The following is a 25,126-nucleotide window of genomic DNA, read 5'->3' as shown; positions in this document are numbered from 1 at the left end:
ACGCTTACCTTGTCCTCTCGCTGGGTCTACTGATCGGGGCCGTCATCGATGACGATGGCGCCCATCGGGCAGGAATCTGCCGCCCGCACAACCGATTCCCGCAGTTCGGCGCTCGGGTTCTCGTCCATCAGCACGACCCAACCCTCCGCCGTGCTTCCGAACACCTCCGGGGCCGCGCGCTGGCAGCTGCCGTTGGCCATGCAGTGCTCGGAGTACACCTTCAATCGCACGATGGTGCCTCCCCGCTCACAGCGTGACCGGGCGGCTGTGCCAGCCGCGGGCCAGAATGTTGTTCGCCCGCCGCACCGGCGGTGTGCTGCCGGCGGAGAAATCGGGGAACCGCTCCAGGATCTTGGACAGCACCACCTCACCCTCCATTCGGGCCAGCGGTGCGCCCACACAGAAGTGGATGCCGTGGCTGAAGGTCAGGTGCTTGGACGCGTCGCGGGTGATGTCGAAGGTGTTCGGATCGCCGAACTGCCGGGGATCCCGGTTCGCCGCGGCGATCACCTGGAAACACATCTGACCCGCTTTTATCTGCTCGCCGCCGAATACCGCGTCGCGGCGGGCCTTCCGGAAGTTCAGATGGAAGGGCGGATCGAAGCGCAGCATCTCCTCGATCACCACCGGGATGCGCGACGGATCGTCCTTGAGTTCCTGTTTGACGTCCGGGTGGTCGATCAGCAGCGTCATCGCGCTCCCGATCAGGGATGCGGTGGTGTCGTTGCCGGCGGCGAGCAGCAGCGTCAGCTGGGAGATGGCCTCCTCGTCGGTGAGCCGTTCGCCGTCGTCCGCGGCCGTCGTGGCGATCAGCGAGATCAGATCGTCCTGCGGGTCGGCTCTGCGCTGGTGGAGCAGATCACCGAGGTAATCCATCATCTCCAGCGAGGTGCCGATCGACTGGTCCCGCAGCGGACCCTGCACACCGGGGTCCAGGGTCCGTCCGAACGACTCGGACCATTCCCGCAGCTGCCCCCAGCGTTCCCGAGGTACCCCGAGCATGGAGGCGATCACGGCGACCGGGATGTCGGCGGCCAGGCCGGGCATGATGTCGAGCTCCTGGCCCGGCCGGTAGCGGCTCAGCACCTCGTCGGCGACGTCCTCCATGGTCGCCCGCCAGCGTTTGATCGCCTGTTTGGTGAACGCATGCCGGAAGATCGACCGAATCCTCGTATGCGTCGGCGGATCCTGGAAGATGAACTGGCGCGAACTGATCGAGATGAACCGGCGCTGTTCGGGGTCATCCGGATTGTGTATGCCCGGCGCACCGTCGAAGAAGGTGTCGCTGGAGAATGCCTCGTGGCTGCCGACCATCGCCTTGACGTCGTCGTAACGAGTGACGACCCAGGCGCCGAGCACATCCGACCAGTGCACACCGGTACCGATCTCGCGCAGCCGGTCATAGAGCGGGAACGGGTCGGCAACGTTGCCGATGACCAGATCTCGCACTATTGCTGCGGCATCCTCTTGTTCGATCACGTCGACCACACGTACCTCCACTCAATACGGTTTGAATCTTTCGGACCCGCAGGGGATTCACCAAGAATCCTCAGCGGGCGGGCGGAGCACATCCGTAGAGACCGCAAAGTCCCTACGTAGGTACTCCGTGTCGACGCGTTGCCGGCTCAGTTGCCGCGCGGCGCCAGCAGGTCCTGCCAACTCTCCGGTGCGGAGTTCGTGGCGAGGTCGGTGCGGGTGTACATGTTCCCGTCCGGGCCGGTATAGCTGCCGTTGTCGGGGTCGTAGGTGGCCGCAGCCACTTCGGGTTGCTGTCCCGGCGGCATCTGCGGTACCCCCTGCCCGCTCAGGGTGGCGTTCGGGTCTCCCTTCCAGTTGTATCCGTCGTTGAGCGGGACGTACTGTTCGTCGCTCTCACACATTTGCGCCGTGGGGGCGCGCTTGCCCGGCACGGTGAGGCACGGCGTGTTTCTGGCCCCGCGCACCGCGAGCAATGGGTGATCCTGCGGCACACGGCAATACAGTGATCCGGTGGTGCGCTCCGGAGAGTCCACATGTGCCGGTGACCGCTGCTGCTGAGGCGGCAGGAAGCCGGTGTTGCACGGTGGCGGCAGGTTGATGTTCAGGTTGAAGTCCAGATACATGCCGGTGTAGTCCTGCTTGGTGTTCAGGTTCGGCACCCCGAGCGCACCCATCATCGCCGTGCCCTGCGGCAGGAGCACGAGGAGTTGTTCCAGTGCCGGCTGATAGTCGAGGGCCACCTGTTCGACGCTGACCAGGTTGGCGAGCAGCACCGGCAGCGTCGGACGCAGCCGCTCCATCAGCTGCCGTGCCTCGTCGGCCGTCGCCGCCCCGTGCGCAAGCACGCCTTCGACCGCCGTGTCGTGCACCTGCAGTTGCCGGGTGATGGCGGCAACGTTGGCCGCCCAGGACTGGATCGCACCTGCGGTCTCGATCTGGGTGTCCAGCACCGGTTTGGACTGCTCGATCAGTGTGACCATCGGCGCCAACTCACGCTCGGCATCGATCGCCAGCTGTGATCCGCCTTTCACAATCCGCGCCAGCTCAGGACCCAATCCGCCCACCGCCGTGTAACTCTCGTCGATCACGGTCTGTAGGTTGTCCTGCGGTATGGCGGTCAGTCCTCGGTTGGTGGCATCGAGCAGCTGATTGATGTCCGGCGGCACCCGGGTCCGGTCGACCGGGATCACGTCTCCCTCGGCGAGCGGTGGCGCAGCGCCGTTCCGCGGGATCAGCGCGACGTAGAGTTCCCCGATTGCAGTCTGACTGTGCACTTCGGCCTCCAGGTCCGAGGGGATCTTGTACTTGGAGTCGATCGAAAGTATCGCCCGTGCACCGTCTTCGGTGAGCTGAACGTCACGGACCTGCCCCACTTCGGTGCCTCGGTAGGTGACATTGCCGCGCTCGTAGAGTCCACCCGATCGTTCGAGTTCGACGGTCACGTCATAGCGGCCGATTCCGAACAACATCGCCGGCAGGTTCATGTAGCCGACCGCCATCATCACCACCGACGCGGCGGCGATCACCATGAAGACGACCAACTGGATCCTGGTCAAACGGTTCAGGTACATGTCACGGCCCCTGGTTCCCCTGGTACGGGACGATGAGCGGATTGCCGACTGTCGCCGGGCTGGGCATCTGGCCGATGGTGCGGCCCCACTGCATCTCCAACCTGGTCAGTGCACCCTCCCATCGGGTTCCGGTGAGCAGCGAGGTGTCCAGCCGGCTCAGCGTCAGATCGAAGATGGCCGTCAGATTCGCGTAGTCGCCGCGCAACCAATTGAGCACGCCCTCCTTGGGCCATGGGAACGTGGAGTACAGCGACAGTGACCGCGTCAGTGCCGGGCCGGCATTCGCCAGCGAATCCAGTACCGGCGCCATGTCTTTGAGCTCCGCGACGAACGACTCCTCGGTCCGCTCGACGGTGTCCGCCGCCAGTGCGCTGAAGTCGCCGAAGGTGTCCAGCGCCGTGAGCAGCTCCGTACGGTCGTCGTTGAGCACCTGCAGTGCCAGCGGCAGGGTCCGCAATGCCCGGTCCAGGACCGGTTTGTCGGCGGCGAATCGTCCGCTGAGCGTGTTCAGGCTGTCCATCGCGGCCACGATGTCGTCCTTCTGCCCGTCCAGGTGACCGATGAACTGATCGAGTTGTTCGATGAAGCTGCGCAACTCGTCTTCCCTGCCGGCGAAGGCCACACTGAACGCCTCGGTGATGTCCTGAACCTGACCGAGGCCGCCGCCGTTGAGCAGCATCGACGCCGCCGCGAGGGTCTGCTCGGTGGTGGGGTAGCTGCCGCTGCGCTCGAGCGGGATCAGCGATCCCTGGTGCAGGCGCCCGCGCGGCGGTTCATCCACGGGGGGCGCGAGTTCGATGTGCAGGGATCCCAGCAGGCTGGTCTGCCCGACCGTGACCGTGACATTCTCCGGCAGCGTCACCTCCTTGTTGAGTCGCATGGTGACCAATGCGTGCCAGCCCTGGCGGGTTATCCCGGTGACGCTGCCGACGATGACATCCGAGACGCGGACACGGGAGTTCTGTTCGATGTTCGAGACGTTGGGCAGCTGCGCCCAGACCTCGAACGAGCCGGATCCGCGCCCTTCGACGCCGGGCAACGCCAGCGAGTTCAATCCCCGCCAACTGCAGCCGGTGGTCACCAACAGCACCGCCAGCAGGACGACACCGGCCCGTCGCCGCTGCCGGGTCATGACCCTGCCCCGGCGGCCACCATCATGCCCGGCAGCCCGGCGTCCGGGTTGGTCGATTCCCGGTGGTCCGGGCGCATCCAGTTCTCGCTGTAAGTGATTTCGTTGGGCCGCGCGGCGGCGTTGACGATCGGGTTCAACCCGATCGGCGGGAAGTTGTACTGCCGGTTCTTCATGATGGGCGCGAGGTACTGGACGCAGAGTTTCGCCGCGTGCTCGGCACCGAGCCGGGAGGCCGCCTGGATGGCCCCACAGAGGAATTGGATGGGGTTGGCGAAGTTGTTCATCACCAGTGCACCGGTCAGCGCGGAGTGCGCGGGTTCGAAGATGTTGATCAGGTTCTGAAAGGTGTTGGGCGCCAGGTGCAGGACCTGTTTGATGTCGTCGGTGCTGTCGACCAGGGCCTGCGCCACCGAGCCCAGCTTGTCCGATGTCACCCCCAGCGCCTCGCGGTGCGTGGAGATGAACGATGTGATGTCCTGTGTCGCAGTGTTCAAGCCCTCGACGGCCGCACCGATCTGCGCCGGGTGGTCTGCCAGCAGACCGGTCGCGCCGGCCAGATTGAGGTTGAGCTCCTTCATCAGTGCGGTGCTGGACTGCAGACCGGACACCAGGGTCGCCAGGTTCTTGACGGTGCCGAAGATATCGGTGCTGTGATCGCCGAGCGTTGACAACGCACGCGAGAGTTCCGTGATCGCGGCCCGGATGTCGGTACCGCGGCCGCGCAGGTTCTGCGCGGCGACGTCGACGAACGCGCCCATCGGGCTCAGCCCGTCGGGACCCGGCTGCAGGCTGGAACTGAGTTTCTCCAACTGTTGACGGAAGTCGTCCCACTCCACCGGGACCGCGGTGCGGCTCTGCGGGATGACGGCGTCGTCGGTCAGCTCGGCGCCGCCCGTGTAGGCCGGTGTCAGTTGAATGGCCCTCGACGTGATCAGTTGTGGCGACAGGATCACCGCGTTCGCGTCCGCGGGGACCTGGTACTTGCGGTCGAACCAGAAGGTGATCTTGGCGCGGTCGGGTTGCGGCTCGATACTCTCGATCCGTCCGATGCGGACGCCGAGCATCACGACGTTGTCGCCGACGAAGATGCCGTTGCTGTTGTCGAAGTACGCGGTGACCGTCGTCCTGTTCTTCGCGCGCAGCGCGCCGGTGAGCAGGATCGATCCGGCGACCATGACGACGGCGAGCAGCACACCCAGTCCGATCTGGAGATGACGGCGCCGCATCATGATTCACCTTCCTGAGCGGGTGGTCCCGGCGGTGGTCCGCCGGGCTGCGGGGCGGGCGGTGGTTCCCGGTACGGGTAGCGCGGATCGCCCGGATTTCCGGTGATCGCATCCGGCAGGTTCAGGCGTGGCTCGCCGCTCTGTCCGGTCCGCGGATAGGGCACCGGCAGCGCCGGTAGCGCGGGTTGCCCCACCTGCGGGTCGTGCAACTCGGTGGGGGCCAGCACGGCGGGGTCCAGACCGAGATCGGAGAAGGCGGCCTCCACGAACGGTTGTACGAACTGCCCCGGCAGCAGGTTCGACAGGTAGGCCTTGAAGAAGGGGCCCGAGGCGACGGACTCACCGAGAGACATGGCGTACCGGTGCAGCATGCCCAGCACCTCCTGGATGCGTTCCTTGCGCAGGTCGATGATCGCCAGAACGCCGTTGATCCGCTCCAGCGCCGGCCCGAGTTCGGCCTGGTTCTCCTCGACGAACGCCGACATCTGTTGTGTCGCCGCGGCGATGTTGCCCGCGATCTGATCGAGTGCCGCGCTCTGTGACCGCAGTTGGGCCAGCAGGGCGTTGCTCTGCGCGATCAGATCGACCACCTGATCGGTGCGTCTGCCGAGGACCGCGGTGGCCTTCTCGGCGTTCTTCAGCAACGCCCGCAGTTGCTCGTCCCGCTCGCCCATCGTGCGGGAGAACCGGGCGACGCCGTCGACGGCGACCTGTAGCTCCGGTGGGGTGTCACGGAACGCATCGGTCAGCGTCGCCAGCGACCGGTTCAGTTGATCCGTATCGAGTCCGCCCACCACGTCGGCAAGGTCGCCCAGGGCGTCGGGAAGCTGATACGCCGGTGTGGTGCGGTCCATCTCGATGGCGCCGGCCAGCGTCCCCGCACCCCGCGGAGTGACTTCCAGGACCTTGGACCCGAGCAGGCTCTTGGTCTTGACCGCAGCCTCGGTGCGGTCACCGAGGCGGATGGAGCGGTCCACGTCGAACGTGATCAGCACCCGTGGGCCGTCCAGCGTGATATCGCGGACCTCCCCGACCTGATGGCCGGCGACCTGCACCGCGGCTCCGGTCATCAGCCCGCTGGCATCGGCGAAGTACGCCGAGTACTGCCGGCCGGAGTTGAAGAACGGCAGGTTCTTGTATTGCAGGGCAGCCGCCGCGATGACGGCGACCACGACGAGCCCGACACCGCCGATCAGGAAGGGATTCCGCTCGGAGAATGGTTTCATTTCGGTGCGCACCGCCCGGTGTCCTGGCCTGCCAGTTTCACGTAGACCGGTTGTCCGCCCTTACCGTTGACTTTCAGGATCGCGTCGCACAGGTAGAACGAGAAGTAGTCACCGTGCAGCGCCATCCGGTTCAGGGCGCGGTAGGTGTCCGGCAGCGTGTTCAGCAGGTCGTCGACGTAGTCCTTGTCGGCCAGCACGGTCGTGGCGACCCGGTTCGCGTGTTCCACGACGGGTTTGATCGCCGGACGGGATTGTTCGAGCAGCCCGGCGATGCCGGCCGCGGCGGCGTTGGTGGACACGATGCTCGCGCTGACATCCTCCTTGCGTTCGGCGAGCGCATGGACCAGCTGGGCCAGGGTGTCGACGGTGTCGTCGAAGCGGTCGCTCTCGTCGGCCAGTGAGCCCAGCACCGTCTGCAGGTTTCCGATGACCTGTCCGATCAACTCGTCCCGATCGGCGAGCGAATTGGTCAGCGAGGCGGTCTGGGACAGAAAGGATCCGATGGTGGGCCCCTGCCCCTGCAGGGCCTGGATCAGTTGTCCGGTGAGAGCGTTCATCTTCTCCGGGTCCAGCGCACGGAACAGTGGCCGGAAGCCGCCGATGAGCGCATCGAGATCCAGCGCGGGTTCGGTGCGGCCGGCCGGTATCGTCTGGCCCGCCGCCAACGGCCGCACGTCCCCCGGGCCGTCCAGCAGCTCCATGAAACGGCCACCGATCAGGTTGTCGTAGCGGACCGCCGCGCGGGTCCCCTCGGTGAGGACCACCGAGTCGTCAACCGAGAATTCGACCACCGCGAGGTTGTCGGAGTTGACCGAGATGTCTTTGACCTTGCCGACTTCCACTCCTGCGATGCGCACGAAGTTCCCGTTTTCCAGGCCGCTGACGTTGACATACTCGGCGCGGTAGGTCTTCTCCGCGTTGAACCTCAGTTCCGCGAACACGCTCAGTAGGACGAACGCGCCGATCCCGCAGACCGTGAGGAAGGCGCCGAGCCGCCAGAGCACGCCGGACATCTCGTATCTCACGGTTGCGGTGTCTCCGTTACTGGCGGCGGCAGGGGCGCATAGGGCGGGGCCCCGGGGTAGGTGAACGGTCCAGGTGCCGGTGGTCCGGCGCCGCGGACACTCGGGGCTTCGGGCACGGCCCTGGTGCTCGGCAGGTAGTTCGCCCACCAGGGATGCCCGATGCCGGGGTTCGGCCGCCAGTCGATACCCGTGCCCCACCCGGTGTTGGTGATCAGTTGCCGCACCGGGAACTGCTTGCTGACGTCGGGCAGCGACCCGCAACCCGGTTTGCCGCCGGGGCCGCCCTTGGCGGCGACGATGGGCAGATTCTCCGGGTACCGGTACGGGTCTTCACCGAGGTTGATCGCGCTGTCCAGCACGATGCTCCGGCCGTTCCCGCCGACCTGCTTGTGCCCGCCGTTGTCGAGGAACCACACGGCTCCCAGCAACATGCAGGTGTAGGTGGGGTTGTACTTCATCAGCAGAGCGGTGGTGGGAGCCAGCTTGTTGATCGCGTCGACCAGGTTCTCCTGGTTCGGACCGATCAGGCTGTTGGCCGACTCGGAGAAACCGATCACATTGATCAGCAGGCTGTCGAGCGCGGCAGCGTTGTCGGTGATCGTTTCGCTGAGTGTGGCCGAGGCGTCGAGGATTTCCACGATGTCGTCCGCGGCGCCGGCGTAGACGTCGGCAGCGCCTCGGACCGCCTGCCACCCTTCCTGCGCGGTACCCATCCGCGGGTTGAGCTCCAGCAGCACCGTGTTGGCGGCCGACGTGGCCTCGCCCATCCGGGGGCCCTGCCCGCGTACCCCTTCGGCGAGCGCACTGAGCGTCGCGTTGAGCTTCACCGGATCAATGCGGTCCAGCACGCCCACCAGGTTCTGGAAGACGGTGTTGACCTCGATCGCCACGTTGCGCGACGCGATCACCGCGCCCGCCGAAATCCGTTGCGGGCTCGGGTTCTCCGGGACGACAAGATCGACGTACTTGGCCCCGAACGCGGTGGTGGCCAGGATCTCGGCCTGCACATTGGCGGGAATGTGATCGACCCGGTCGGGGAACAGTTCCAGCTTGAGCCGTACCGGCCCGCCGCTGTCGACACCCGCGACGCGGCCGACCTGCACGCCCCGCATCTTGACCTTGGCGCCCGAGTCCATCACCAGACCGGCACGAGGAGAGGTAACCGTCACCGGCACATAGGAATTGAATTTCCCGGTGAACATGGCCGCAGCCGTGAGCAGAATGAGGACGATGGCGCCCACCAGCAGCAACGCCCAGACGTCCGGTGATATCCGCCGGCCCGCCGACCCGGTCGCCATCCTCACCCCGCCAAATTGAAGTTGCCGGACTGTCCGTAGACAGCGAGCGAGATGATGGTGACCACGCACGCCGCGACGATCAGCGACGTACGTACCGCCCGGCCCACCGCTTCGCCGACCCCGGCGGGGCCGCCCGATGCGGTGAAGCCGTAGTACGTGTGCACGAGCATGATGACGGCGGCCATCGTGATCGACTGCCCGAAGGACCAGATGAGGTCGGTGGGGTTGAGGAACGTTTTGAAGTAATGGTCGTAGACGCCAGTGGATTGGCCGTAGATCGCGGTGGTGCCCACCCGGGCGGCGGTGAAGGACATCGCGACACCGACGCAGTACAGCGGGATCACCACGATGACCCCGGCGATCACCCGGGTGGATGCCAGATAAGCGATGCTGCGGATGCCGATCACCTCGAGCGCATCGATCTCTTCGTTGATGCGCATCGCACCGAGTTGCGCGGTGGCGCCGGCACCGATGGTGGCCGACAACGCGATCGCGGTGGTGCCGGGGGCGATGATGCGGACGTTCAGGAAGGCCGACGCGAAGCCGGTGAGCGCTTCCACGCCGATGTTGGCGAACTGGTTGTACCCCTGTACCGCGATGACGGCCCCCGTGGACAGCGTGAGGAACCCGACGATGGCGACGGTGCCGCCGATGATGGCCAACGCCCCGACCCCGAGTCCCATCTGGGCGATGAGCCGCAACACCTCCTTGCGGTAATGCAATATCGCGTCGGCGCTGTACTGCAGTGTCCGGACATGAAACTCGGTCTGCGTGCCGAGTTTGCGCCAGCCCTGGCGCAGCCCGCCGAGTGCGGTGCTCATAAGGTCGCCTGCACTCCCACCGCAGTCACCAGGATGTTGATGGCGAACAGCGTCATGAAGGTGAACACCACCGTCTCGTTCACCGCGTTACCGACGCCGGCGGGCCCGCCCCCGACCGAGATGCCCTTGTAGCACGCGATGAGCCCGGCGACCGTACCGAAGATGGCGCCCTTGACCAGAGCGATGATGACCTCACCGATGCCGGTCAGCAGGGTGAACCCGGCGACGAAGTTGCCCGGCGACACGTTCTGCACGAACACGCAGAAGAAGTAGGCGCCGACCAGGCCGACCAGGATCACCGTCGATGACAGCGCGGTGGTCACGGTCGCGGCGGCCAGCACCCGCGGCACCACCAGCGCCTGAATCGGATTGATGCCCATGACCCGCAAGGCGTCGAGTTCCTCGCGGATCGTGCGGGCGCCCAGGTCCGCGCACATGGCGGTCGCCCCGGACCCGGCAATCACGAGAACGGTTGCCAACGGGCCGATCTGGGTCACGGTCCCCAGTGCCGCCCCGGTGCCGGACAGGTCGGCAGCGCCGAATTCGATGAGCAGGATATTGAGGGTGAACACCAGCAGCACCGAGTAGGGAATCGTCAGCATCAGCGCCGGGACCAGTGACACCCGGGCCACGAACCAGGTCTGCACCAGGTACTCGCGCCAGGCGAACGGCCCACGCACGATCTGGACGAAGGTGTCCAGGCTCATCGCGAAGAAGTCGCCGATCGAGCGCAGCGGCTTCGCTAGTATTGTCGGCGCAGTCAATTGTGAGCCCGCACCCGTCCGGGACCGCTGCATCCCCTTGCATTCGCCATCCGCTGCCTTTCCGGCCACACGTGTGATGTGTATCCAGCAAGGATGCGAGCGAGCGCGGTCCGACACATCCGTATGAACCGCAGACTTGCTACCTATGTAGGTACTGTCGACGCTGCCTCAGCGGCGGCCGGCGACCCGCTGCAGCAGTGGTCGTGTCCGGTACGGGATGGCCTGGCGGACCGCGACCGAGACCACGGTGCGCTCGACGCCGGGCACCGCCAGGATGAGCCCCGCCACCCGGTAGAGGTCGTCGGCGTCGCGGGTGTTCACCTCGATGTGCAGATCGGCCGCCCCCGATATCCCCACCACCTCGGCCACCTCCGGGATCTCGGCCAGATTCCGGATGATGGCCTCCATCTTGTGTTGATCCACCACTGCAGATACGAAGGCCCGCAGCGGATAACCGGCGTCGCGGGGTGATACGCAGCGGTCGACGGGGGCAAGCAGTCCGCGCTCCTCCCAGCGGGCCATCCTGGCCTGCACGGTGTTGCGGGCCAGGTTCAGCATCGCGGCGACCTGCACTCCGGATGCCCGGGGCGCCTCGCAGAGCGCGAGCAGAATCCGGGCATCGGTGCGATCGAGATTGGCCATAAAGCACAGTATGCACGTCCACTTTTCGGCAGTTTGGGCATATTGCGTCATTTTGTCCACACATCTTGTGCAGCTTGCAGCACCGCTGATTGGGTTGCGACCCACACAGCAGGTCCGTCATGCCATCGGAGGTACCCATGCTCGATTCCGACGAGGTCGTGCAACTCGTCACCGAAAACGGTGAGCGACAAGACCATCCCGACTTCTCCCCGTGCGTCCAGGACATCGGCGTGGCGGAACTCCGAGCCCTCTACGAGGACCTGGTGATCGTCCGGCGCATCGACGCCGAGGCCACCGCGTTGCAACGCCAGGGAGAACTCGGCCTCTGGCCCCCGCTACTCGGCCAGGAGGCCGCCCAGGTCGGATCGGCACGCGCCCTGCATGCCGACGATTTCGTGTTCAGCAGCTACCGCGAGCACGGAGTCGCCTACTGCCGCGGCATCGACCCCGCCGAACTGCTCCGCTTCTGGCGCGGCTCAACGTTTTCCGGCTGGGACCCGATCCGCTACCGGATGAACACGCCGGCCATCATCGTGGGCGCCCAGGCGCTGCACGCCACCGGTTACGCGATGGGCATCCACTTCGACGGCTCCGACAACGCGTCGATCACCTACTTCGGCGACGGCGCGACCAGCCAGGGTGACATCTCCGAGGCCATGGTCTTCGCCGCCAGCTTCGCCGCCCCGGTGGTGTTCTTCTGCCAGAACAACCAGTGGGCCATCTCCGAACCGGTTCACCTGCAGACCCGCACCCCGCTGTCGCACCGCGGTCCCGGCTTCGGTGTCCCCGCCGTGCGGGTGGACGGCAACGACGTGCTGGCCGTCCTGGCCGTCACCCGCGCCGCCCTCGAACGAGCGCGGCGCGGTGACGGGCCCACTCTCATCGAGGCCGTGACCTACCGGATGGGGCCGCACACCACCTCCGACGATCCGACCAAATACCGCGACGCGAGCGCCGACGAGGCGTGGCGGCACAAAGACCCGATCGACCGGATGCACAAGCTGCTCGACAGGATCGGCGCCACGGACGACGAGCATCAGGCGGTCGTGCAGCGACGCGCCGACGACATCGCAGCCGCCCTGCGCCGTGGCTGCCTGGAAACCGTTGAGCCGAGCCCGATGTCGATGTTCGACAACGTATACGCCGACCAGCATCCGCTGATCGACGAGGAACGCGCCACATTCCGGCGATACCTGGACACCTTGGAAGGAGTCGATCGATGACCGCAGCCACCGTCAACGCCGCGCCGGCCGCGATTCCGGTGCCGGCCACCCTGCCGCTCGGCAAGGCCATCACCGCCGGTCTGCGGCGCGCGCTGCAGGACGATCCCAAAGTCGTCCTGATGGGTGAAGACATCGGCAAGCTGGGCGGTGTCTTCCGCATCACCGACGGGTTGCAGGCCGACTTCGGCCCCGACCGGGTGATCGACACCCCGCTGGCCGAGTCCGGAATCATCGGCACCGCAATCGGGCTGGCCATCCGCGGATACCGCCCGGTGTGCGAGATCCAGTTCGACGGCTTCATCTACCCGGCCTTCGACCAGATCGTGTCCCAGGTCGCCAAGCTGCACTACCGGACGTCCGGGAACATCAAGATGCCGATCACCATCCGGGTCCCCTACGGTGGCGGGATCGGCGCCGTCGAACACCATTCCGAGTCACCCGAGGGCTACTTCGCCGCCACCGCCGGCCTGCGCGTCGTCACCTGCGGCAATGCCGCCGACGCCTACACGATGATCCAGCAGGCGATCGCCGCCGATGATCCGGTGCTGTTCTTCGAGCCCAAGCGGCGTTATTGGGAGAAGGGCACACTGGACACACCCGCCGGTGCGTACCCGCTGCACAAGGCCCGCGTACTCGTCGAGGGCACCGACGTCACGTTGGTGGCCTACGGACCGCTGGTCACGACCGCGCTCCGGGCCGCCGAAGCCGCTCGCGCCGAAGGCATCTCGATCGAGGTTATCGACCTGCGATCACTGTCCCCGCTCGACATGGACACCATCTGTGAGTCCGTGCAGCGGACCGGGCGCCTGGTGGTCACCCATGAGGCCCCGGTCTTCCTGGGCATCGGCGCCGAGATCGCCGCGCGGGTCACCGAGCGGTGCTTCTACCACCTGGAGGCTCCGGTGGCCCGGGTGGGCGGATTCGCGCTGCCCTACCCGCCGGCCAAGCTCGAAGAGCACTACCTGCCCGATATCGACCGCATGCTCGACGCGGTGGACACCACCCTCACCCACTAAGGAAGGACTGGATCCCCGATGGGCACCGAAACAATGGGCGCCGAGAGAACGGGCACCGTCAAGACATTCCTGCTCCCTGATCTCGGCGAGGGTCTCACCGAGGCGGAGCTGCTGTCCTGGTCGGTCGGCGTCGGCGACACGGTCACGCTCAATCAGATCATCGCCGAGGTCGAGACCGCCAAGGCAATGGTGGAACTCCCGTCCCCGTATGCCGGAACCGTGCTCGCCTTGCACGCCGCCGCGGGCACCACCGTCGATGTCGGCAAGCCGCTCATCGACTTCGAGGTCGCCGAGGAGACCGGCGGCGGCGAGCGGGTCCCGGTTCTGGTCGGGTACGGCGTGGCCGAAGAGGCCGCCACCCGCCGACGCGTCCGATCCCGGCAGAACCACCAGGTTGCCCCGGCCGAGGCGTCCGGCGGGCGGCCGCTGGCCGCACCGCCGGTGCGTTTCGCCGCACGCCGGCACGGCATCGATCTCGCCGATGTGGTGCCGACCGGCGCCCGCGGTGAAGTCACCCGGGTCGATCTCGAACGGCACCTGAATTCCGGCTCGACCGCCGGCGAGGAAGTACCGGAAGCCCGGGAAGTCCGTACCCCGGTCAAGGGTGTGCGCAAGCACACCGCCGACGCCATGGTGCGCAGCGCGTTCACCGCACCGCACGTCACGGTGTTCGTCGACGTCGACGTGACGCCGACGGTCGAGCTCATCGAGCACCTGCGTGCGTCAACGCATTTCGCCGGTGTGCGGTTGACACCGCTGGCCTTGGTGGCCAAGGCGCTGCTCGTCGCGGTCCGCAGCCATCCGAGTCTCAACAGCGCCTGGGACGAGGCCGCCCAGGAGATCGTCACCAAGCACTATGTGAATCTCGGCATCGCCGCGGCGACCCCGCGCGGCCTGATGGTGCCCAACATCAAGGACGCGCACACCCTCGGTCTCCGCGATCTGGCCGTCGCACTGTCGGAACTGACCAGCACCACCAAGGAGGGCAAGACACCTCCCGCCGACCTCTCCGACGGCACCATCACCATCACCAACATCGGCGTGTTCGGCATCGACACCGGCACACCGATCCTCAACCCGGGCGAGGCCGCGATCCTGTGCGTCGGTGCCATCCGGCGCCGACCGTGGGAGTACCGGGGCGAGGTCGCGTTGCGCTCGGTGACGACGCTGGGCCTGTCGTTCGATCATCGGCTGGCCGACGGCGAGCAGGGGTCGAAGTTCCTCGCCGATATCGCCGCGATCCTGGCCGACCCGCTGACCCTCATCGCATTCGCCTGACACGCAAAGGAATCCATCGTTGACAGAGCATCCTGATGTCCTGATCCTGGGCGGCGGATCCGGCGGCTACGCCTGCGCACTGCGGGCAGCCCAACTCGGCAAGACCGTCACGCTCATCGAGGCCGACAAGGTGGGCGGCACCTGCCTGCACCGCGGATGCATCCCGACCAAGGCGCTGGTGCACGCCGCTTCGGTCGTCGACACGATCGGGCATGCGCCGTCGATCGGCATCACCGCCACCCTCGGCGACATCGACCTCGCGGCGGTACACCGCTACCAGAGTGGCATCGTCGACCGCCTCCACCAGGGCCTGCGGAGCCTGATCGCGGGCCGCAAGATCGAACTGGTGCAGGGCACCGGACGCTACGGCGGGGGCACCACCGTCGAGGTCGGCGGCCGCCGCATCACCGGATCACGATTGGTGCTGGCCACCGGATCCCAGGTCCGCGACCTGCCCGGGTTCCCGATCGGTGCCCGGATCCTGACCAGTGAACAGGCGCTGACCCACCCGCACGTTCCCCGCCGTGCCATCGTCCTCGGCGGTGGCGTCATCGGCGTCGAATTCGCCGGCATCTGGGCGTCGCTGGGCGCCGATGTCACCGTGATCGAGGCGCTGCCCCGGCTGATCGCCGGCGAGGACGAGTGGTCCTCCGAGCACCTCACCCGAGCGCTCGGCAAGCGAGGCATCACCGTGCTGACCGAAACCCGCGTCGCGGCTGCGTACGAGGACGCGTCGTCGGTCACCGTCACCATGGAGTCCGGGGAGACGCTGCACGCCGACGTCCTGCTGGTCGCCGTCGGGCGTGCACCCCGCACCGCGGACACCGGATTCGCCGAACACGGAGTGGCCCTTGACGATCGAGGCTTCGTTCGGGTCGACGATCGGTTGCGGACCACCGTCGACGATGTCTACGCGGTCGGCGACATCACGCCCGGTCCGCAACTCGCACACCGCGGATTCCAGCAGGGCACATTCGTGGCCGAATCGATCGCGGGCCTGGCTCCGGCTGCGGTGGACGATGTGAACATCCCCCGGGTCGTGTACACCGCACCGGAGGTCGCATCCGTCGGCCTGACCGAATCCGCGGCGCGGGAACGCTATCCGGCCATCCAGACCACCGTCTACGACCTCGCGGGCAACGGGAAGAGCCAGATACTCCAGACCGCCGGGGCCATCAAACTGGTGCGCGTCGCCGACGGTCCGATCGTCGGCGTGCACATGTACGGCGAGCGCGTCGGCGAACTCATCGGTGAGGCCCAGCTGATCGTCAACTGGGGCGCATTCCCGCAGGACGTCGCCGCCCTGGTCCACGCTCATCCCACCCAGAACGAGGCGCTCGGTGAGGCGGCCATGGCGTTGGCCGGCCAACCGTTGCACGCACACCGCTGAATCCCGACCACCTGGAGAAGAACTCATATGTCGACTGCCGCCGTGTTCGATCGTCCCGATGTGATTCCCGGACTCCCCCATGAACAGGTGCTGTTCAGCGAGGATCATGCCAGCGGACTGCGGACCATCATCGCCATCCACTCGACGACCCTCGGTCCGGCACTCGGAGGCACCCGCTTCTACCCCTACGCCGATCAGGATGCCGCGCTGACCGATGTCCTGCGGCTGTCCGGCGGAATGACCTACAAGGCGGCGATCGCCGGGGTACCGCTCGGCGGCGGCAAGGCCGTCATCATCGGTGACCCGGCAGAGCTGAAGACCGCGGGCCTGCTGCGCGCCTACGGTCAGGTCGTCGAATACCTCGGCGGGCGGTACATCACCGCAGGCGATGTGGGCATCGGCCCCGAGGACCTCGACGTGGTCGGTGAGCGCACGTCACACGTCGTCGGCCGCACCTCGGCGGCGGGCGGTTCCGGAAACAGCGGGCCCACCACCGCGCTCGGTGTCCACCAGGCCATGCGAGCGGCCGCGACGGTGCGTTGGGGCGAACCCGGCCTGGCCGGGCGCAAAGTCGGTGTGGAAGGTGTCGGAAAGGTGGGCAGTGAGCTGATCGCGTTGCTGCTCGCCGACGGCGCCGATGTGGTGGCGTGCGACGCGGATCCGTTCGCGTTGGCCAGGACCACCGAACGGTTCCCCGAGATCGGCACCACCGGCCATGTACTCGGGGAGCGGATGGACGTCTACGCACCGTGTGCGCTCGGTGGCACGGTCACCGCTGAGACGGCCGCGGCAATCCAGGCGTCGGTGATCTGTGGTGGCGCGAACAACCAGTTGCAGAGTCCGCACATCGGTGCGACGCTGAGCGATCGCGGCGTGCTCTGGGTCCCCGACTATGTCGCCAATGCCGGTGGCCTGATCCAGGTTTCCGGAGAGCTGTCCGGCGCGGGCGAGGCGTGGGTATGTGAGCGCGTGGAGAAGATCTACGACACCGTGCTGGCGATCCTGGACCGCGCACGTTCCGATTCGGTGACGCCGGGAAGGGTCGCCGACCAGCTGGCCGGTGATCTGCTCGCGGCTACCCGAAGCGCAGACTGAGACCAGGGGTTACGCCGGCTCAGCGATCGAGTGCGGCATTGCGCTGAGCCACCCAGGCGGCGACCTGGCTGCGTGAATTGAAGCCGAGTTTCGCCAGTAGATGCTGGATGTGGGCTTCCACGGTGCGGCGGGACAGCATCAGTTCGTCGGCGATGGATTGGTTGCTGCGCCCCTGTGCGACCAACTCGGCGATCTGCAACTCCCGCTTGGTGGGTTTGGTGGCATCGGGGGAACCCGGCTCGGCACGGGTTTCGTCAAGCGCGAATGCGATGGCCTCGTCCAGATCCAGCAGCCGTCCCTGCCGGTGTGCGGCCTGAAAAGGACGTTCACCCAGCGTGCGGGCGACCTTCGCGCTGTCCTGCCGGTGCCGGTTGAAGCCCGGGATGGTGTCGATGTGCAATCCCATGCTCTCCCAAGCAGTCTCGGCGGCACCCAACAGGACCGCGGCGCGCTGAAGTTTGTTGCTGGTAGCCATCACCCAGGCGATGCCCTCGATGCACTCTGCGATGCCCATCAGGTCCTGCAGCGGGCGTTTGAGCCGCAGTGCCGCGTCGAGTGTTTCCGATGCCGTAACCAGATCTCCACGGTTCCAGGCATCCATGCCCATCGCCCACAGCGAGAACGACCACATCCACGACTCGTCGTACGGGACCGTCATCTCGCGACATCGCTCGTGTGCCTCGGCCAGCCGGTCGGACTCGCCACTCAACATGGACATGATGCAGTACAGCACCGTGCCGTACGTCGCTCCGGCGTGGTCCCCGGACGCGTCGAGGGTCTGCACTGATTCCGCCAGCAGCGAAGACGCCAGGGCGGTGTCGTCTTCGATGAAGGCCTTCAGCCCGAGTGCCTGCACCACGTAGGCACTGCCGATCTTGTCGCCGTGCCGCTGGCACAGGTCCTCGGCTTCGCCCAGCATACGTTCGGCGTCCCGCAGGTCACCGCGCAGTATCGCGAGGCAGGCGGTCGCGTACAGACCCCGGGCACGCACCGGTTCGGACTCGCCCACCACCGCAAGCAGCCGATCGAGCCAGTAACTGCCCTCACCGAGCAGCCCGCTCATCAGCCAATAGTGGTACAGCGAACTGGCCATCTGGAGCCCGACGGCGGCGTCCTGTGGGTGCTCGACGCAGAACTCCAGCGCTGCGCGCAGATTCGACACATCGGAGCGGAGCATCGACAGCCGTTCGGGATGGCCGGGGGCCCGCCAGCCCGACATCGTCTGTTCGACGATGTCCACATACCAGCGGCAGTGCCGTCGCCGCCATGCCGTCACATCGTCGTCGCGACCGTCGAGCCGGCTCAAGCCGAACTGACGTACCGTCTCCAGCAAACGGAACCGCACCCGTCCCGAGTGCTCTTCGCGGATGAGGATGGACTTGTCCACCAGGGCCGTGAGTAGCGGCAGGATGACCCCCACGGGTAGCTCGTCGTCGGCGCAGATCCCCTCGGCAGCTTGGATTTCCACGCCTCCGGAGAACACCGACAACCGCGCCCACAACAGCTGCTCGGCCGGGGAACACAGATCGTAGCTCCACGACATCGACGCACTCAGGGTGCGCTGACGGGCCGGTCCACCGCGGCGTCCGCCGTCGAGCAGTTCCGGCCGGGCCGACAGCAGCCCCAGGATCTGTTCCAGGGACAGGGCTCGCAGCCGGACCGCCGCGAGCTCCAGCGCCAGCGGCAGACCGTCCAGCCGGCGGCACAGCTCGGCGACGGCCCGGTGGTTGGCCTCGTTGACCGCGAACTCCGGCACCACCGCGACGGCCCGTTCCACGAACAGCCGGACCGCGTCATGCAGGCCGAACGCCTCCAGCGCGCAGTCCGGTCCGGGAACCTCCAGTGGGAGGATGGGAAACGCGTTCTCTCCCAACACCATCACCGGCTCGCGACTGGTCGCCAGGACGGCGACGTCCGGGCATGTGTGCAGGACCGCCTCGATGAGTTCGGCGCACACGCCGATGAGGTGCTCACAGTTGTCGAGCACCAGCAAACGCCGGGAGTCGCCGAGGTGCGCGACCACGGTGTGGGCGGTCCATCGATGGACGGAGCCGTGGTACCCGAGTGCCTCGCCGACGAGTTGGTAGAGCAGTTCACCGTCCTGCAGGTCGGCGAGCGACACGTAGATCACGCCGTCGGTGAAGGTGCTGCGTACCCGGGTCGCCGCCTGGATCGCCAGCCGCGATTTACCGGCTCCGCCGGCCCCGGTGAGAGTGATCAGCCGCTCGTTCGTGAGCAGCCGGGTCAGCTGCTTCAGCTCGCGCGAGCGCCCGACGAAACGGGTGGGCTCGGCAGGCAGACCGCCCGCGGTGACGCGAGAGACGGAGTGAGGCGAACCCATTCCGGTGATGGTACTAGCTGGCATCCCAACCGGCCCGGCAAACGATCTGGATATGCGAAGGGCCCTGGACGCCAACCGATGCGCGGCTTCGACGGCGGTGATCGGGACACCGGACCGTGCACACTAAGGTGGGTCTGTGACGGTTGCGGATCCGTGCGCTGCACCACCTGCAGCGGCGTGGCTGGGCATACGGGAAGTCATCGACGGTGCCCTGTCGGAGATCGCGGTGCGGTTCTCCGCGTTCATCGCGAGCACGGCGCCCCACGTGGCGCTGGTCATCTTCACCCGGGAATGCACCGGCCGGCCCCGCAAGGTCGCAGGCAGCCCGGACATCATCGACCGGGTGACAGTCGGCGAGTTGGAAGAACTCCGGCACGCCATACCGCTGGGACACAGCCGGATTCAGCGGTGCCTGATCGCCGGCACTTACCGCAGTGTCTGGTTGCGGCGCGACGCCAGTGACACCCTGCTGCTGTTGGTACCGGCAGCGGATACCGACTCGGAGATGGAACCCGCTGCCGCCGAACAGGTTTCTGCGATGTTCGGCATCGTCGCGACCTCCATCCGGCAGCAGGTGGCGCAGGCCAGCCCCGACTACCTCGCCGGGTCGAGGGCCGCGTCGCAGGAACGCGCCCGCGCCGTCGCGCAACTGAGCGAGACCCATGAAGCGACACTGTCGGCTATCCTGCGCACCCTGAGGTCCAGTGATCTGGACGACCGCAAGGCCCGCGTCATCGCCGGTCAGACAGCATCGGCGGCGCTGCTGGCCACCCGGTCGGTCAACGAAGCCGACCGCGCGCTCTCCGAGGAATCGGTGCTGACCGCGTTCGCCCGGCTGCGCGAAGAACTCTCCCCACTGTTCCGTGGCGATGGAGCCGTCGTCGAATTCGCCGAACCGCCTGCCGATGGACGTCCGTTACCCGGAGAGGTGGCACACGGTTCGCGAGCCGTTGTGCGCAGTATCGTCATCGCCTGCAGCGCACAACCGGTGTTCACCCGACTGCGCATCGCCTGGGACTGCGATGGACGCAATGTGATCATCGAAGTCCGAGACCAGAGTTCGGGCGACCTCGACCGTAACGGCTTACTGCGCCAACTCGCGGGACGGGTGGACGCGCTGCACGGGAGCCTGGTGATCGACACCGTTGCCGGATGGGGAAACCGCATCGTCGCGACGTTGCCGCTCGACCCGCCCGCGCTGCACCACGACGAGAGTCGTTTGGGCACTTTGAATCCGCGCGAGCTGGAAGTGCTCGGACACTTGGCCGCCGGCAAACGCAACAAGTCGATAGCCGCAGACCTGGGCATCAGCGAGAGCACCGTCAAATTTCACGTCACCGGCCTGCTGCGCAAGCTCGGGGTCACCAACCGCAGCGAGGCCGCTGCCGTCGGGGCCCGCGCGGGCCTGGCGATGTGGGACCGGCCGTAGCCGGCGCCGTCAGGCCCGGCTGGCCCGAGGCCCCGACCTGGGTTGCCAGAGCACCAGCGCGGTGCTCGGCTTGCGCAGCTGCTCCACCTCGGCGGTCAGTTCGGCCACCCGGCCCTGCAGCGCTTCGACCTGGTTGGTCAGCTCGATGATGCGTTTGATGCCGGCGAGATTCACGCCCTCGTCCTGGGACAGCCGCTGCACCTCGCGGAGCAGGTCGACGTCGTGCTGCGAATAACGTCGACCTCCTCCGGAGCTACGTTGCGGGCTGACCAGACCGAGCCGGTCGTAGGTGCGCAGGGTCTGCGCATGCATACCGGCCAGCTCGGCGGCCACCGAGATGAGGAATGTCCGAGCTTCGTTGCGCTTGCTCATGACAGGTTCCCTGCCCATCCCGCACGCGGATCGAATCCACTGGCCCGCTCGGCTTTCGCGTAGGCCTCCAGCGCCTCGGCGACCTCACCGTCCAGGTTCGGCGGCACCGCCACCTTCACCGTGACCAGCAGGTCACCGTGACCACCCGAGCGCTTCGGCACACCGCGGCCACGCACCCGCAGGATGCGCCCGTCCGAGGTGCCCTTGGGCACCCGGACTCCGACCTTGCCTTCCAGAGTCGGCACGGAAAGGGTTGTACCCAAAGCCAACTCGTGGAAGCTCACCGGTACGGTGACGGTCAGGTCGTCGCCGTCACGGCCGAACACCTTGTCCGGGCGCACGTGCACGGTGACATACAGGTCACCCGACGGGGCGCCCCGCAGCCCGGCCTCGCCCTGGCCGGCCAGCCTGATCCGCTGACCGTCCTCGACGCCCGGCGGGATCCGCACGTTGATGGTGCGAGTCCTGGTGGTGACACCGGTGCCTCGGCATTCATCGCACGGGTGCTCGATGATCGAACCACTGCCCCGGCACTCGGTGCAGGGTTCGGAGAAACCGAACGCGCCCTGGTTACGGTTGACCACACCGGCGCCATTGCAGCTGGGGCACACCTTCGGGCTGGTGCCCGGCCGGGCACCACTGCCATGGCAGTTGGTGCACGGAGCCGGACTGGTCAGCCGCAGCGGCATCGCCACGCCCTTGGTCGCCTCCAGGAACGACAACTCGGTGTCGGTCTCCAGATCGTTGCCGCGGCGCGGCCGACTGGGTCGCGGCTGCTGCGCGCCGCGGCCGAACAGTCCGCCGAACAGGTCGCCGATATTGGCGCCACCCGCCTGGCCGGCCTGATCGAACAGGTCGCCGAGGTTGAATTCGGCTCCCTCACTGGAGAATCCGCCGAAGCCACCGGTACCGCCGCCACGCCGGCCGAAGCCGCCGTTGGCGAACAGCCGCCGGGTCTCGTCGTACTCCTTGCGCTTGGCGTCGTCGGTGAGCACCTCTTTGGCCTCGGAAGCGGCCTTGTACCGCTCCTCGGCCGCGGTGTTGCCCGGGTTCCGATCGGGATGGTTCTCGGCGAGGATCTTGCGCGCGGCGCGCTTGATCTCATCCTTGGTGGCGCTGGAGGTGACGCCGAGTTCCTTGTAGAAATCCTTCTCGACCCACTCACGCTGAGCCATTGTGCGTCACCTCCTCGCCCGTTCTACTCTGCTGATTCTGCTGGTTGATCACTGTTCTCGTCGGCATTCTCGACCGTGTCGACCACACCGACCATCGCGTGGCGCACCACGACGTCGCCGACCTTGTAGCCGCGGCGCATGACGGTGCCGACGACCGGAACCGATCCGTCACCCTCATGCTGGACGGCCTCGTGCAGTGCCGGGTCGAACTCGTCGCCCTCGGCGCCGAAGCCGGTCAGTCCGAGCCCCTCCAGGGTGCTGACCAGCTTGTCGGCGACCGACTTGAGGGGGCCGGACTCCAGATCTCCGTGGCTGCGGGCCCGATCGAGATCATCGAGCACGCCCAGCAGCTGGGTGATCACGGTGGCCTTCGCCCGCTCGGCGCTGACCTGCTGATCGCGCAGGGCCCGCTTGCGGTAGTTGGCGAACTCGGCCTGGACCCGTTGCAGATCGGCGGTCAGTTCGGCAACCTTGGCGCCCTCCGCGGAGGCGGCGGGCTCCGCACCCGGCTCCGGAGCCGACCCACTGGGGGCCGGCCCGGTGCTCGGGTCACGGATCTCGCCGGTCTCCGGGTCGATGCGCCGCTTGTCGGTGACGGTCACCGGCTCTTCGTGCGAATCGCCCTGTGTCACTTGTTCTCCCGATTGTCCTCGTCTTCGACGACTTCGGCGTCGACCACGTTGTCATCGGCGCTGGACGAGCCCCCGGTCCCAGCGGCCTGCTCGGCCTGGGTGGCCTCGTAGATCGCCTGGCCCAGGGCCTGGCTCTCGGTGCCCAGCTTCTCCATCGCGGCCTTGATCGCCGCGATGTCGGTACCGGCCAGCGCGGTCTTCGCCTCGGTGATGGCGCCGTCGACCTTGGCCAGGGTGTCCTCGGAGACCTTGGATCCACCCTCGGCCTCACGCTGCTCCTTGACGAACTTCTCCGTCTGGTAGACCAGCGACTCGGCCTGGTTGCGGACATCGGCCTCCTCGCGGCGCTGACGGTCCTCGTCGGCGTGCGCCTCGGCGTCCTTGATCATCCGGTCGATCTCTTCCTTGGAGAGGCCGGAGCCCTCCTGGATCTTGATCGTGTTCTCCTTGCCGGTGCCCTTGTCCTTGGCGGTCACGTGCACGATGCCGTTGGCGTCGATGTCGAAGGTGACCTCGATCTGCGGGACACCGCGCGGGGCCGGCGGGATGCCGGTCAGCTCGAAGGAGCCGAGCAGCTTGTTGTGCGAGGCGATCTCGCGCTCACCCTGGAACACCTGGATCTGCACCGAGGGCTGATTGTCATCGGCCGTGGTGAAGGTCTCGCTGCGCTTGGTCGGGATGGTGGTGTTGCGTTCGATGAGCTTGGTCATCACGCCACCCTTGGTCTCGATGCCGAGGGACAGCGGGGTGACGTCGAGCAACAGAACGTCTTTCACCTCACCCTTGAGGACACCGGCCTGCAGCGCGGCGCCCGCGGCGACAACCTCATCGGGGTTGACACCCTTGTTGGGCTCCTTGCCGCCGGTCAGTTCCTTGACCAGGTCGGTGACCGCGGGCATACGCGTCGAACCACCGACGAGCACCACGTGGTCGATCTCGCCGACCGAGATGCCGGCGTCCTTGATCACCTGCTGGAACGGCGCACGGGTGCGGTCCAGCAGATCCTGGGTGATGCGCTGGAACTCCGCGCGGGTCAGCTGCTCGTCGAGGAACAGCGGGTTCTTGTCCGCATCCACGGTGATGTAGGGCAGGTTGATCGACGTGCTCTGTCCGGAGCTCAGCTCGATCTTGGCCTTCTCGGCGGCTTCACGCAGCCGCTGCATGGCCATCTTGTCCTTGGTCAGGTCGATGCCGCTGGTGCTCTTGAACTTGTCGACCAGCCATTCGACGATCCGGTCGTCCCAGTCGTCGCCACCGAGGTGGTTGTCACCGGAGGTGGCGCGCACCTCGACGACACCGTCGCCGATCTCCAGCAGGGACACGTCGAACGTGCCGCCACCGAGGTCGAAGACCAGGATGGTCTGTTCCTTGCTGCCCTTGTCCAGGCCGTACGCCAGTGCGGCCGCGGTGGGCTCGTTGACGATGCGCAGGACGTTGAGGCCGGCGATCTGACCGGCTTCCTTGGTGGCCTGACGCTCGGCGTCGTTGAAGTAGGCGGGCACCGTGATCACGGCGTCGGTGATGTCCTCACCGAGGTAGGCCTCCGCGTCACGCTTGAGCTTCATCAGCACACGGGCGCTGATCTCCTGGGGGGTGTAGTTCTTGCCATCGATCTCGACGGACCAGTCCTTGCCCATGTGGCGTTTGACCGAACGGATGGTGCGGTCGACGTTGGTCACCGCCTGGTTCTTGGCGGGCTGACCGACCAGCACCTCGCCGTTGCGCGCGAACGCGACGACCGACGGGGTGGTCCGGGAGCCCTCGGAGTTGGCGACGACGACGGGGTCGCCACCTTCCAGCACTGCGACGACGGAGTTGGTGGTCCCGAGGTCGATACCGACCGCACGAGCCATAGTGTTGCCTCCTGATATAGCTTTTCTCGGATCTGAGTGAACCTCGCTCAAGCCTGCACCCACCCGGGGTTGCCTGTCAAGCCAGAGTTGAGTCTGTCTCACTCAAGTTGTCGAAATGGTCAACGGGTGTCTGTGCGA

The 25,126-nt window shown here is 66.8% G+C and carries 22 protein-coding genes; 6 read left to right on the top strand and 16 right to left on the bottom strand.

The features are described 5' to 3' along the window. Positions 1 to 26: 26 nt before the first annotated feature. The 11 genes from K0O62_RS03395 to K0O62_RS03345 form a co-directional block, all read right to left on the bottom strand. Positions 27 to 230, bottom strand: coding sequence for a ferredoxin (locus tag K0O62_RS03395; RefSeq protein ID WP_073855684.1), 204 nt, complete (start codon positions 228 to 230; stop codon positions 27 to 29). A gap of 16 nt (positions 231 to 246) precedes the next feature. Further along, positions 247 to 1,488 carry a cytochrome P450 gene (locus K0O62_RS03390; protein WP_234800028.1) on the bottom strand — a complete coding sequence of 414 codons (1,242 nt, stop codon included), beginning with the start codon at positions 1,486 to 1,488 and terminating at the stop codon, positions 247 to 249. Positions 1,489 to 1,625: 137 nt separating this feature from the next. After that, a complete protein-coding gene (locus K0O62_RS03385; protein WP_073855683.1) occupies positions 1,626 to 3,050 on the bottom strand; it encodes an MCE family protein in 1,425 nt (474 codons plus the stop codon). A 1-nt stretch (position 3,051) separates the two neighbouring features. Then, positions 3,052 to 4,182: an MCE family protein gene (locus tag K0O62_RS03380; protein WP_073855682.1), complete on the bottom strand. Its 1,131-nt coding sequence runs from the start codon at positions 4,180 to 4,182 to the stop codon at positions 3,052 to 3,054. Beyond that, entirely contained in the window at positions 4,179 to 5,411 is a 1,233-nt protein-coding gene (locus K0O62_RS03375; protein ID WP_073855681.1) for an MCE family protein, read from the bottom strand. Before K0O62_RS03375 ends, K0O62_RS03380 begins: the two co-directional genes overlap by 4 nt. Continuing rightward, positions 5,408 to 6,634: an MCE family protein gene (locus tag K0O62_RS03370; protein ID WP_079244816.1), complete on the bottom strand. Its 1,227-nt coding sequence runs from the start codon at positions 6,632 to 6,634 to the stop codon at positions 5,408 to 5,410. Before K0O62_RS03370 ends, K0O62_RS03375 begins: the two co-directional genes overlap by 4 nt. Next, positions 6,631 to 7,659 carry an MCE family protein gene (locus K0O62_RS03365; protein WP_097934002.1) on the bottom strand — a complete coding sequence of 343 codons (1,029 nt, stop codon included), beginning with the start codon at positions 7,657 to 7,659 and terminating at the stop codon, positions 6,631 to 6,633. The genes K0O62_RS03370 and K0O62_RS03365 overlap by 4 nt, the downstream gene beginning before the upstream one ends. Further along, entirely contained in the window at positions 7,656 to 8,957 is a 1,302-nt protein-coding gene (locus tag K0O62_RS03360) for an MCE family protein (RefSeq protein WP_073855678.1), read from the bottom strand. The genes K0O62_RS03365 and K0O62_RS03360 overlap by 4 nt, the downstream gene beginning before the upstream one ends. Positions 8,958 to 8,959: 2 nt before the next feature. Continuing rightward, positions 8,960 to 9,778, bottom strand: a complete 819-nt coding sequence (locus K0O62_RS03355) for an ABC transporter permease (protein ID WP_073855677.1) — start codon at positions 9,776 to 9,778, stop codon at positions 8,960 to 8,962. Continuing rightward, positions 9,775 to 10,575 (bottom strand): MlaE family ABC transporter permease, encoded by an 801-nt coding sequence (locus K0O62_RS03350; protein WP_165693830.1) that lies wholly within the window; start codon positions 10,573 to 10,575, stop codon positions 9,775 to 9,777. The genes K0O62_RS03355 and K0O62_RS03350 overlap by 4 nt, the downstream gene beginning before the upstream one ends. 135 nt (positions 10,576 to 10,710) lie before the next feature. Further along, a complete protein-coding gene (locus K0O62_RS03345) occupies positions 10,711 to 11,184 on the bottom strand; it encodes an Lrp/AsnC family transcriptional regulator (protein ID WP_073855675.1) in 474 nt (157 codons plus the stop codon). Between the two features lie 137 nt (positions 11,185 to 11,321). On the opposite strand from K0O62_RS03345, the gene pdhA reads away from it, so the two are divergent. Genes pdhA through K0O62_RS03320 form a run of 5 tightly spaced genes read left to right on the top strand, consistent with a single transcriptional unit; the run spans position 11,322 to position 17,186 of the window. After that, a complete protein-coding gene (pdhA, locus tag K0O62_RS03340) occupies positions 11,322 to 12,407 on the top strand; it encodes a pyruvate dehydrogenase (acetyl-transferring) E1 component subunit alpha (protein ID WP_097934000.1) in 1,086 nt (361 codons plus the stop codon). Then, positions 12,404 to 13,423 (top strand): alpha-ketoacid dehydrogenase subunit beta, encoded by a 1,020-nt coding sequence (locus tag K0O62_RS03335; RefSeq protein WP_073855673.1) that lies wholly within the window; start codon positions 12,404 to 12,406, stop codon positions 13,421 to 13,423. Before pdhA ends, K0O62_RS03335 begins: the two co-directional genes overlap by 4 nt. A gap of 18 nt (positions 13,424 to 13,441) precedes the next feature. Further along, the gene (locus K0O62_RS03330; protein WP_234800027.1) at positions 13,442 to 14,701 is read left to right on the top strand and encodes a dihydrolipoamide acetyltransferase family protein; all 1,260 of its coding nucleotides are present in this window, start codon (positions 13,442 to 13,444) and stop codon (positions 14,699 to 14,701) included. Between the two features lie 19 nt (positions 14,702 to 14,720). Then, on the top strand, positions 14,721 to 16,091 hold the full coding sequence (lpdA, locus tag K0O62_RS03325) for a dihydrolipoyl dehydrogenase (RefSeq protein WP_073855671.1): 1,371 nt from the start codon (positions 14,721 to 14,723) through the stop codon (positions 16,089 to 16,091). Positions 16,092 to 16,118: 27 nt separating this feature from the next. Next, complete coding sequence (locus K0O62_RS03320; protein WP_073855670.1) at positions 16,119 to 17,186, top strand: Glu/Leu/Phe/Val dehydrogenase dimerization domain-containing protein; 1,068 nt, start codon at positions 16,119 to 16,121, stop codon at positions 17,184 to 17,186. Positions 17,187 to 17,205: 19 nt separating this feature from the next. On the opposite strand, the gene K0O62_RS03315 is transcribed toward K0O62_RS03320, so the two are convergent. Continuing rightward, positions 17,206 to 19,527 (bottom strand): ATP-binding protein, encoded by a 2,322-nt coding sequence (locus K0O62_RS03315; RefSeq protein WP_165636963.1) that lies wholly within the window; start codon positions 19,525 to 19,527, stop codon positions 17,206 to 17,208. Positions 19,528 to 19,663: 136 nt separating this feature from the next. Here K0O62_RS03315 and K0O62_RS03310 point away from each other — a divergent pair, with 136 nt between their 5' ends. Further along, the gene (locus K0O62_RS03310) at positions 19,664 to 20,956 is read left to right on the top strand and encodes a helix-turn-helix transcriptional regulator (protein ID WP_234800026.1); all 1,293 of its coding nucleotides are present in this window, start codon (positions 19,664 to 19,666) and stop codon (positions 20,954 to 20,956) included. A 9-nt stretch (positions 20,957 to 20,965) separates the two neighbouring features. On the opposite strand, the gene K0O62_RS03305 is transcribed toward K0O62_RS03310, so the two are convergent. Genes K0O62_RS03305 through dnaK form a run of 4 tightly spaced genes read right to left on the bottom strand, consistent with a single transcriptional unit; the run spans position 20,966 to position 24,988 of the window. After that, on the bottom strand, positions 20,966 to 21,328 hold the full coding sequence (locus tag K0O62_RS03305) for a heat shock protein transcriptional repressor HspR (protein WP_073855668.1): 363 nt from the start codon (positions 21,326 to 21,328) through the stop codon (positions 20,966 to 20,968). After that, entirely contained in the window at positions 21,325 to 22,503 is a 1,179-nt protein-coding gene (dnaJ, locus tag K0O62_RS03300) for a molecular chaperone DnaJ (RefSeq protein ID WP_073855667.1), read from the bottom strand. The genes K0O62_RS03305 and dnaJ overlap by 4 nt, the downstream gene beginning before the upstream one ends. 23 nt (positions 22,504 to 22,526) lie before the next feature. Then, complete coding sequence (gene grpE, locus K0O62_RS03295; RefSeq protein WP_073855666.1) at positions 22,527 to 23,135, bottom strand: nucleotide exchange factor GrpE; 609 nt, start codon at positions 23,133 to 23,135, stop codon at positions 22,527 to 22,529. After that, positions 23,132 to 24,988 (bottom strand): molecular chaperone DnaK, encoded by a 1,857-nt coding sequence (dnaK, locus tag K0O62_RS03290; RefSeq protein ID WP_073855665.1) that lies wholly within the window; start codon positions 24,986 to 24,988, stop codon positions 23,132 to 23,134. Before dnaK ends, grpE begins: the two co-directional genes overlap by 4 nt. Between the last annotated feature and the right edge of the window lie 138 nt (positions 24,989 to 25,126).

It is taken from the genome of Mycolicibacterium diernhoferi (genome assembly GCF_019456655.1).
GTDB lineage: Bacteria > Actinomycetota > Actinomycetes > Mycobacteriales > Mycobacteriaceae > Mycobacterium > Mycobacterium diernhoferi.
Note: the sequence above shows the minus strand (reverse complement) of the source record. Positions and strands in the feature narration are given on the sequence as shown.

Excerpts from the sequence above, each read along its gene's own strand:
- K0O62_RS03375 (WP_073855681.1), bottom strand. The coding sequence starts at position 5,411 with ATGATGCGGCGCCGTCATCTCCAGATCGGACTGGGTGTGCTGCTCGCC.
- K0O62_RS03385 (WP_073855683.1), bottom strand. The coding sequence starts at position 3,050 with ATGTACCTGAACCGTTTGACCAGGATCCAGTTGGTCGTCTTCATGGTG.
- K0O62_RS03305 (WP_073855668.1), bottom strand. The coding sequence starts at position 21,328 with ATGAGCAAGCGCAACGAAGCTCGGACATTCCTCATCTCGGTGGCCGCC.
- K0O62_RS03330 (WP_234800027.1), top strand. The coding sequence starts at position 13,442 with ATGGGCACCGAAACAATGGGCGCCGAGAGAACGGGCACCGTCAAGACA.
- pdhA (WP_097934000.1), top strand. The coding sequence starts at position 11,322 with ATGCTCGATTCCGACGAGGTCGTGCAACTCGTCACCGAAAACGGTGAG.
- K0O62_RS03335 (WP_073855673.1), top strand. The coding sequence starts at position 12,404 with ATGACCGCAGCCACCGTCAACGCCGCGCCGGCCGCGATTCCGGTGCCG.
- K0O62_RS03345 (WP_073855675.1), bottom strand. The coding sequence starts at position 11,184 with ATGGCCAATCTCGATCGCACCGATGCCCGGATTCTGCTCGCGCTCTGC.
- K0O62_RS03315 (WP_165636963.1), bottom strand. The coding sequence starts at position 19,527 with ATGGGTTCGCCTCACTCCGTCTCTCGCGTCACCGCGGGCGGTCTGCCT.
- K0O62_RS03360 (WP_073855678.1), bottom strand. The coding sequence starts at position 8,957 with ATGGCGACCGGGTCGGCGGGCCGGCGGATATCACCGGACGTCTGGGCG.
- dnaK (WP_073855665.1), bottom strand. The coding sequence starts at position 24,988 with ATGGCTCGTGCGGTCGGTATCGACCTCGGGACCACCAACTCCGTCGTC.
- K0O62_RS03380 (WP_073855682.1), bottom strand. The coding sequence starts at position 4,182 with ATGACCCGGCAGCGGCGACGGGCCGGTGTCGTCCTGCTGGCGGTGCTG.
- K0O62_RS03370 (WP_079244816.1), bottom strand. The coding sequence starts at position 6,634 with ATGAAACCATTCTCCGAGCGGAATCCCTTCCTGATCGGCGGTGTCGGG.
- dnaJ (WP_073855667.1), bottom strand. The coding sequence starts at position 22,503 with ATGGCTCAGCGTGAGTGGGTCGAGAAGGATTTCTACAAGGAACTCGGC.
- K0O62_RS03320 (WP_073855670.1), top strand. The coding sequence starts at position 16,119 with ATGTCGACTGCCGCCGTGTTCGATCGTCCCGATGTGATTCCCGGACTC.
- K0O62_RS03355 (WP_073855677.1), bottom strand. The coding sequence starts at position 9,778 with ATGAGCACCGCACTCGGCGGGCTGCGCCAGGGCTGGCGCAAACTCGGC.
- K0O62_RS03350 (WP_165693830.1), bottom strand. The coding sequence starts at position 10,575 with ATGCAGCGGTCCCGGACGGGTGCGGGCTCACAATTGACTGCGCCGACA.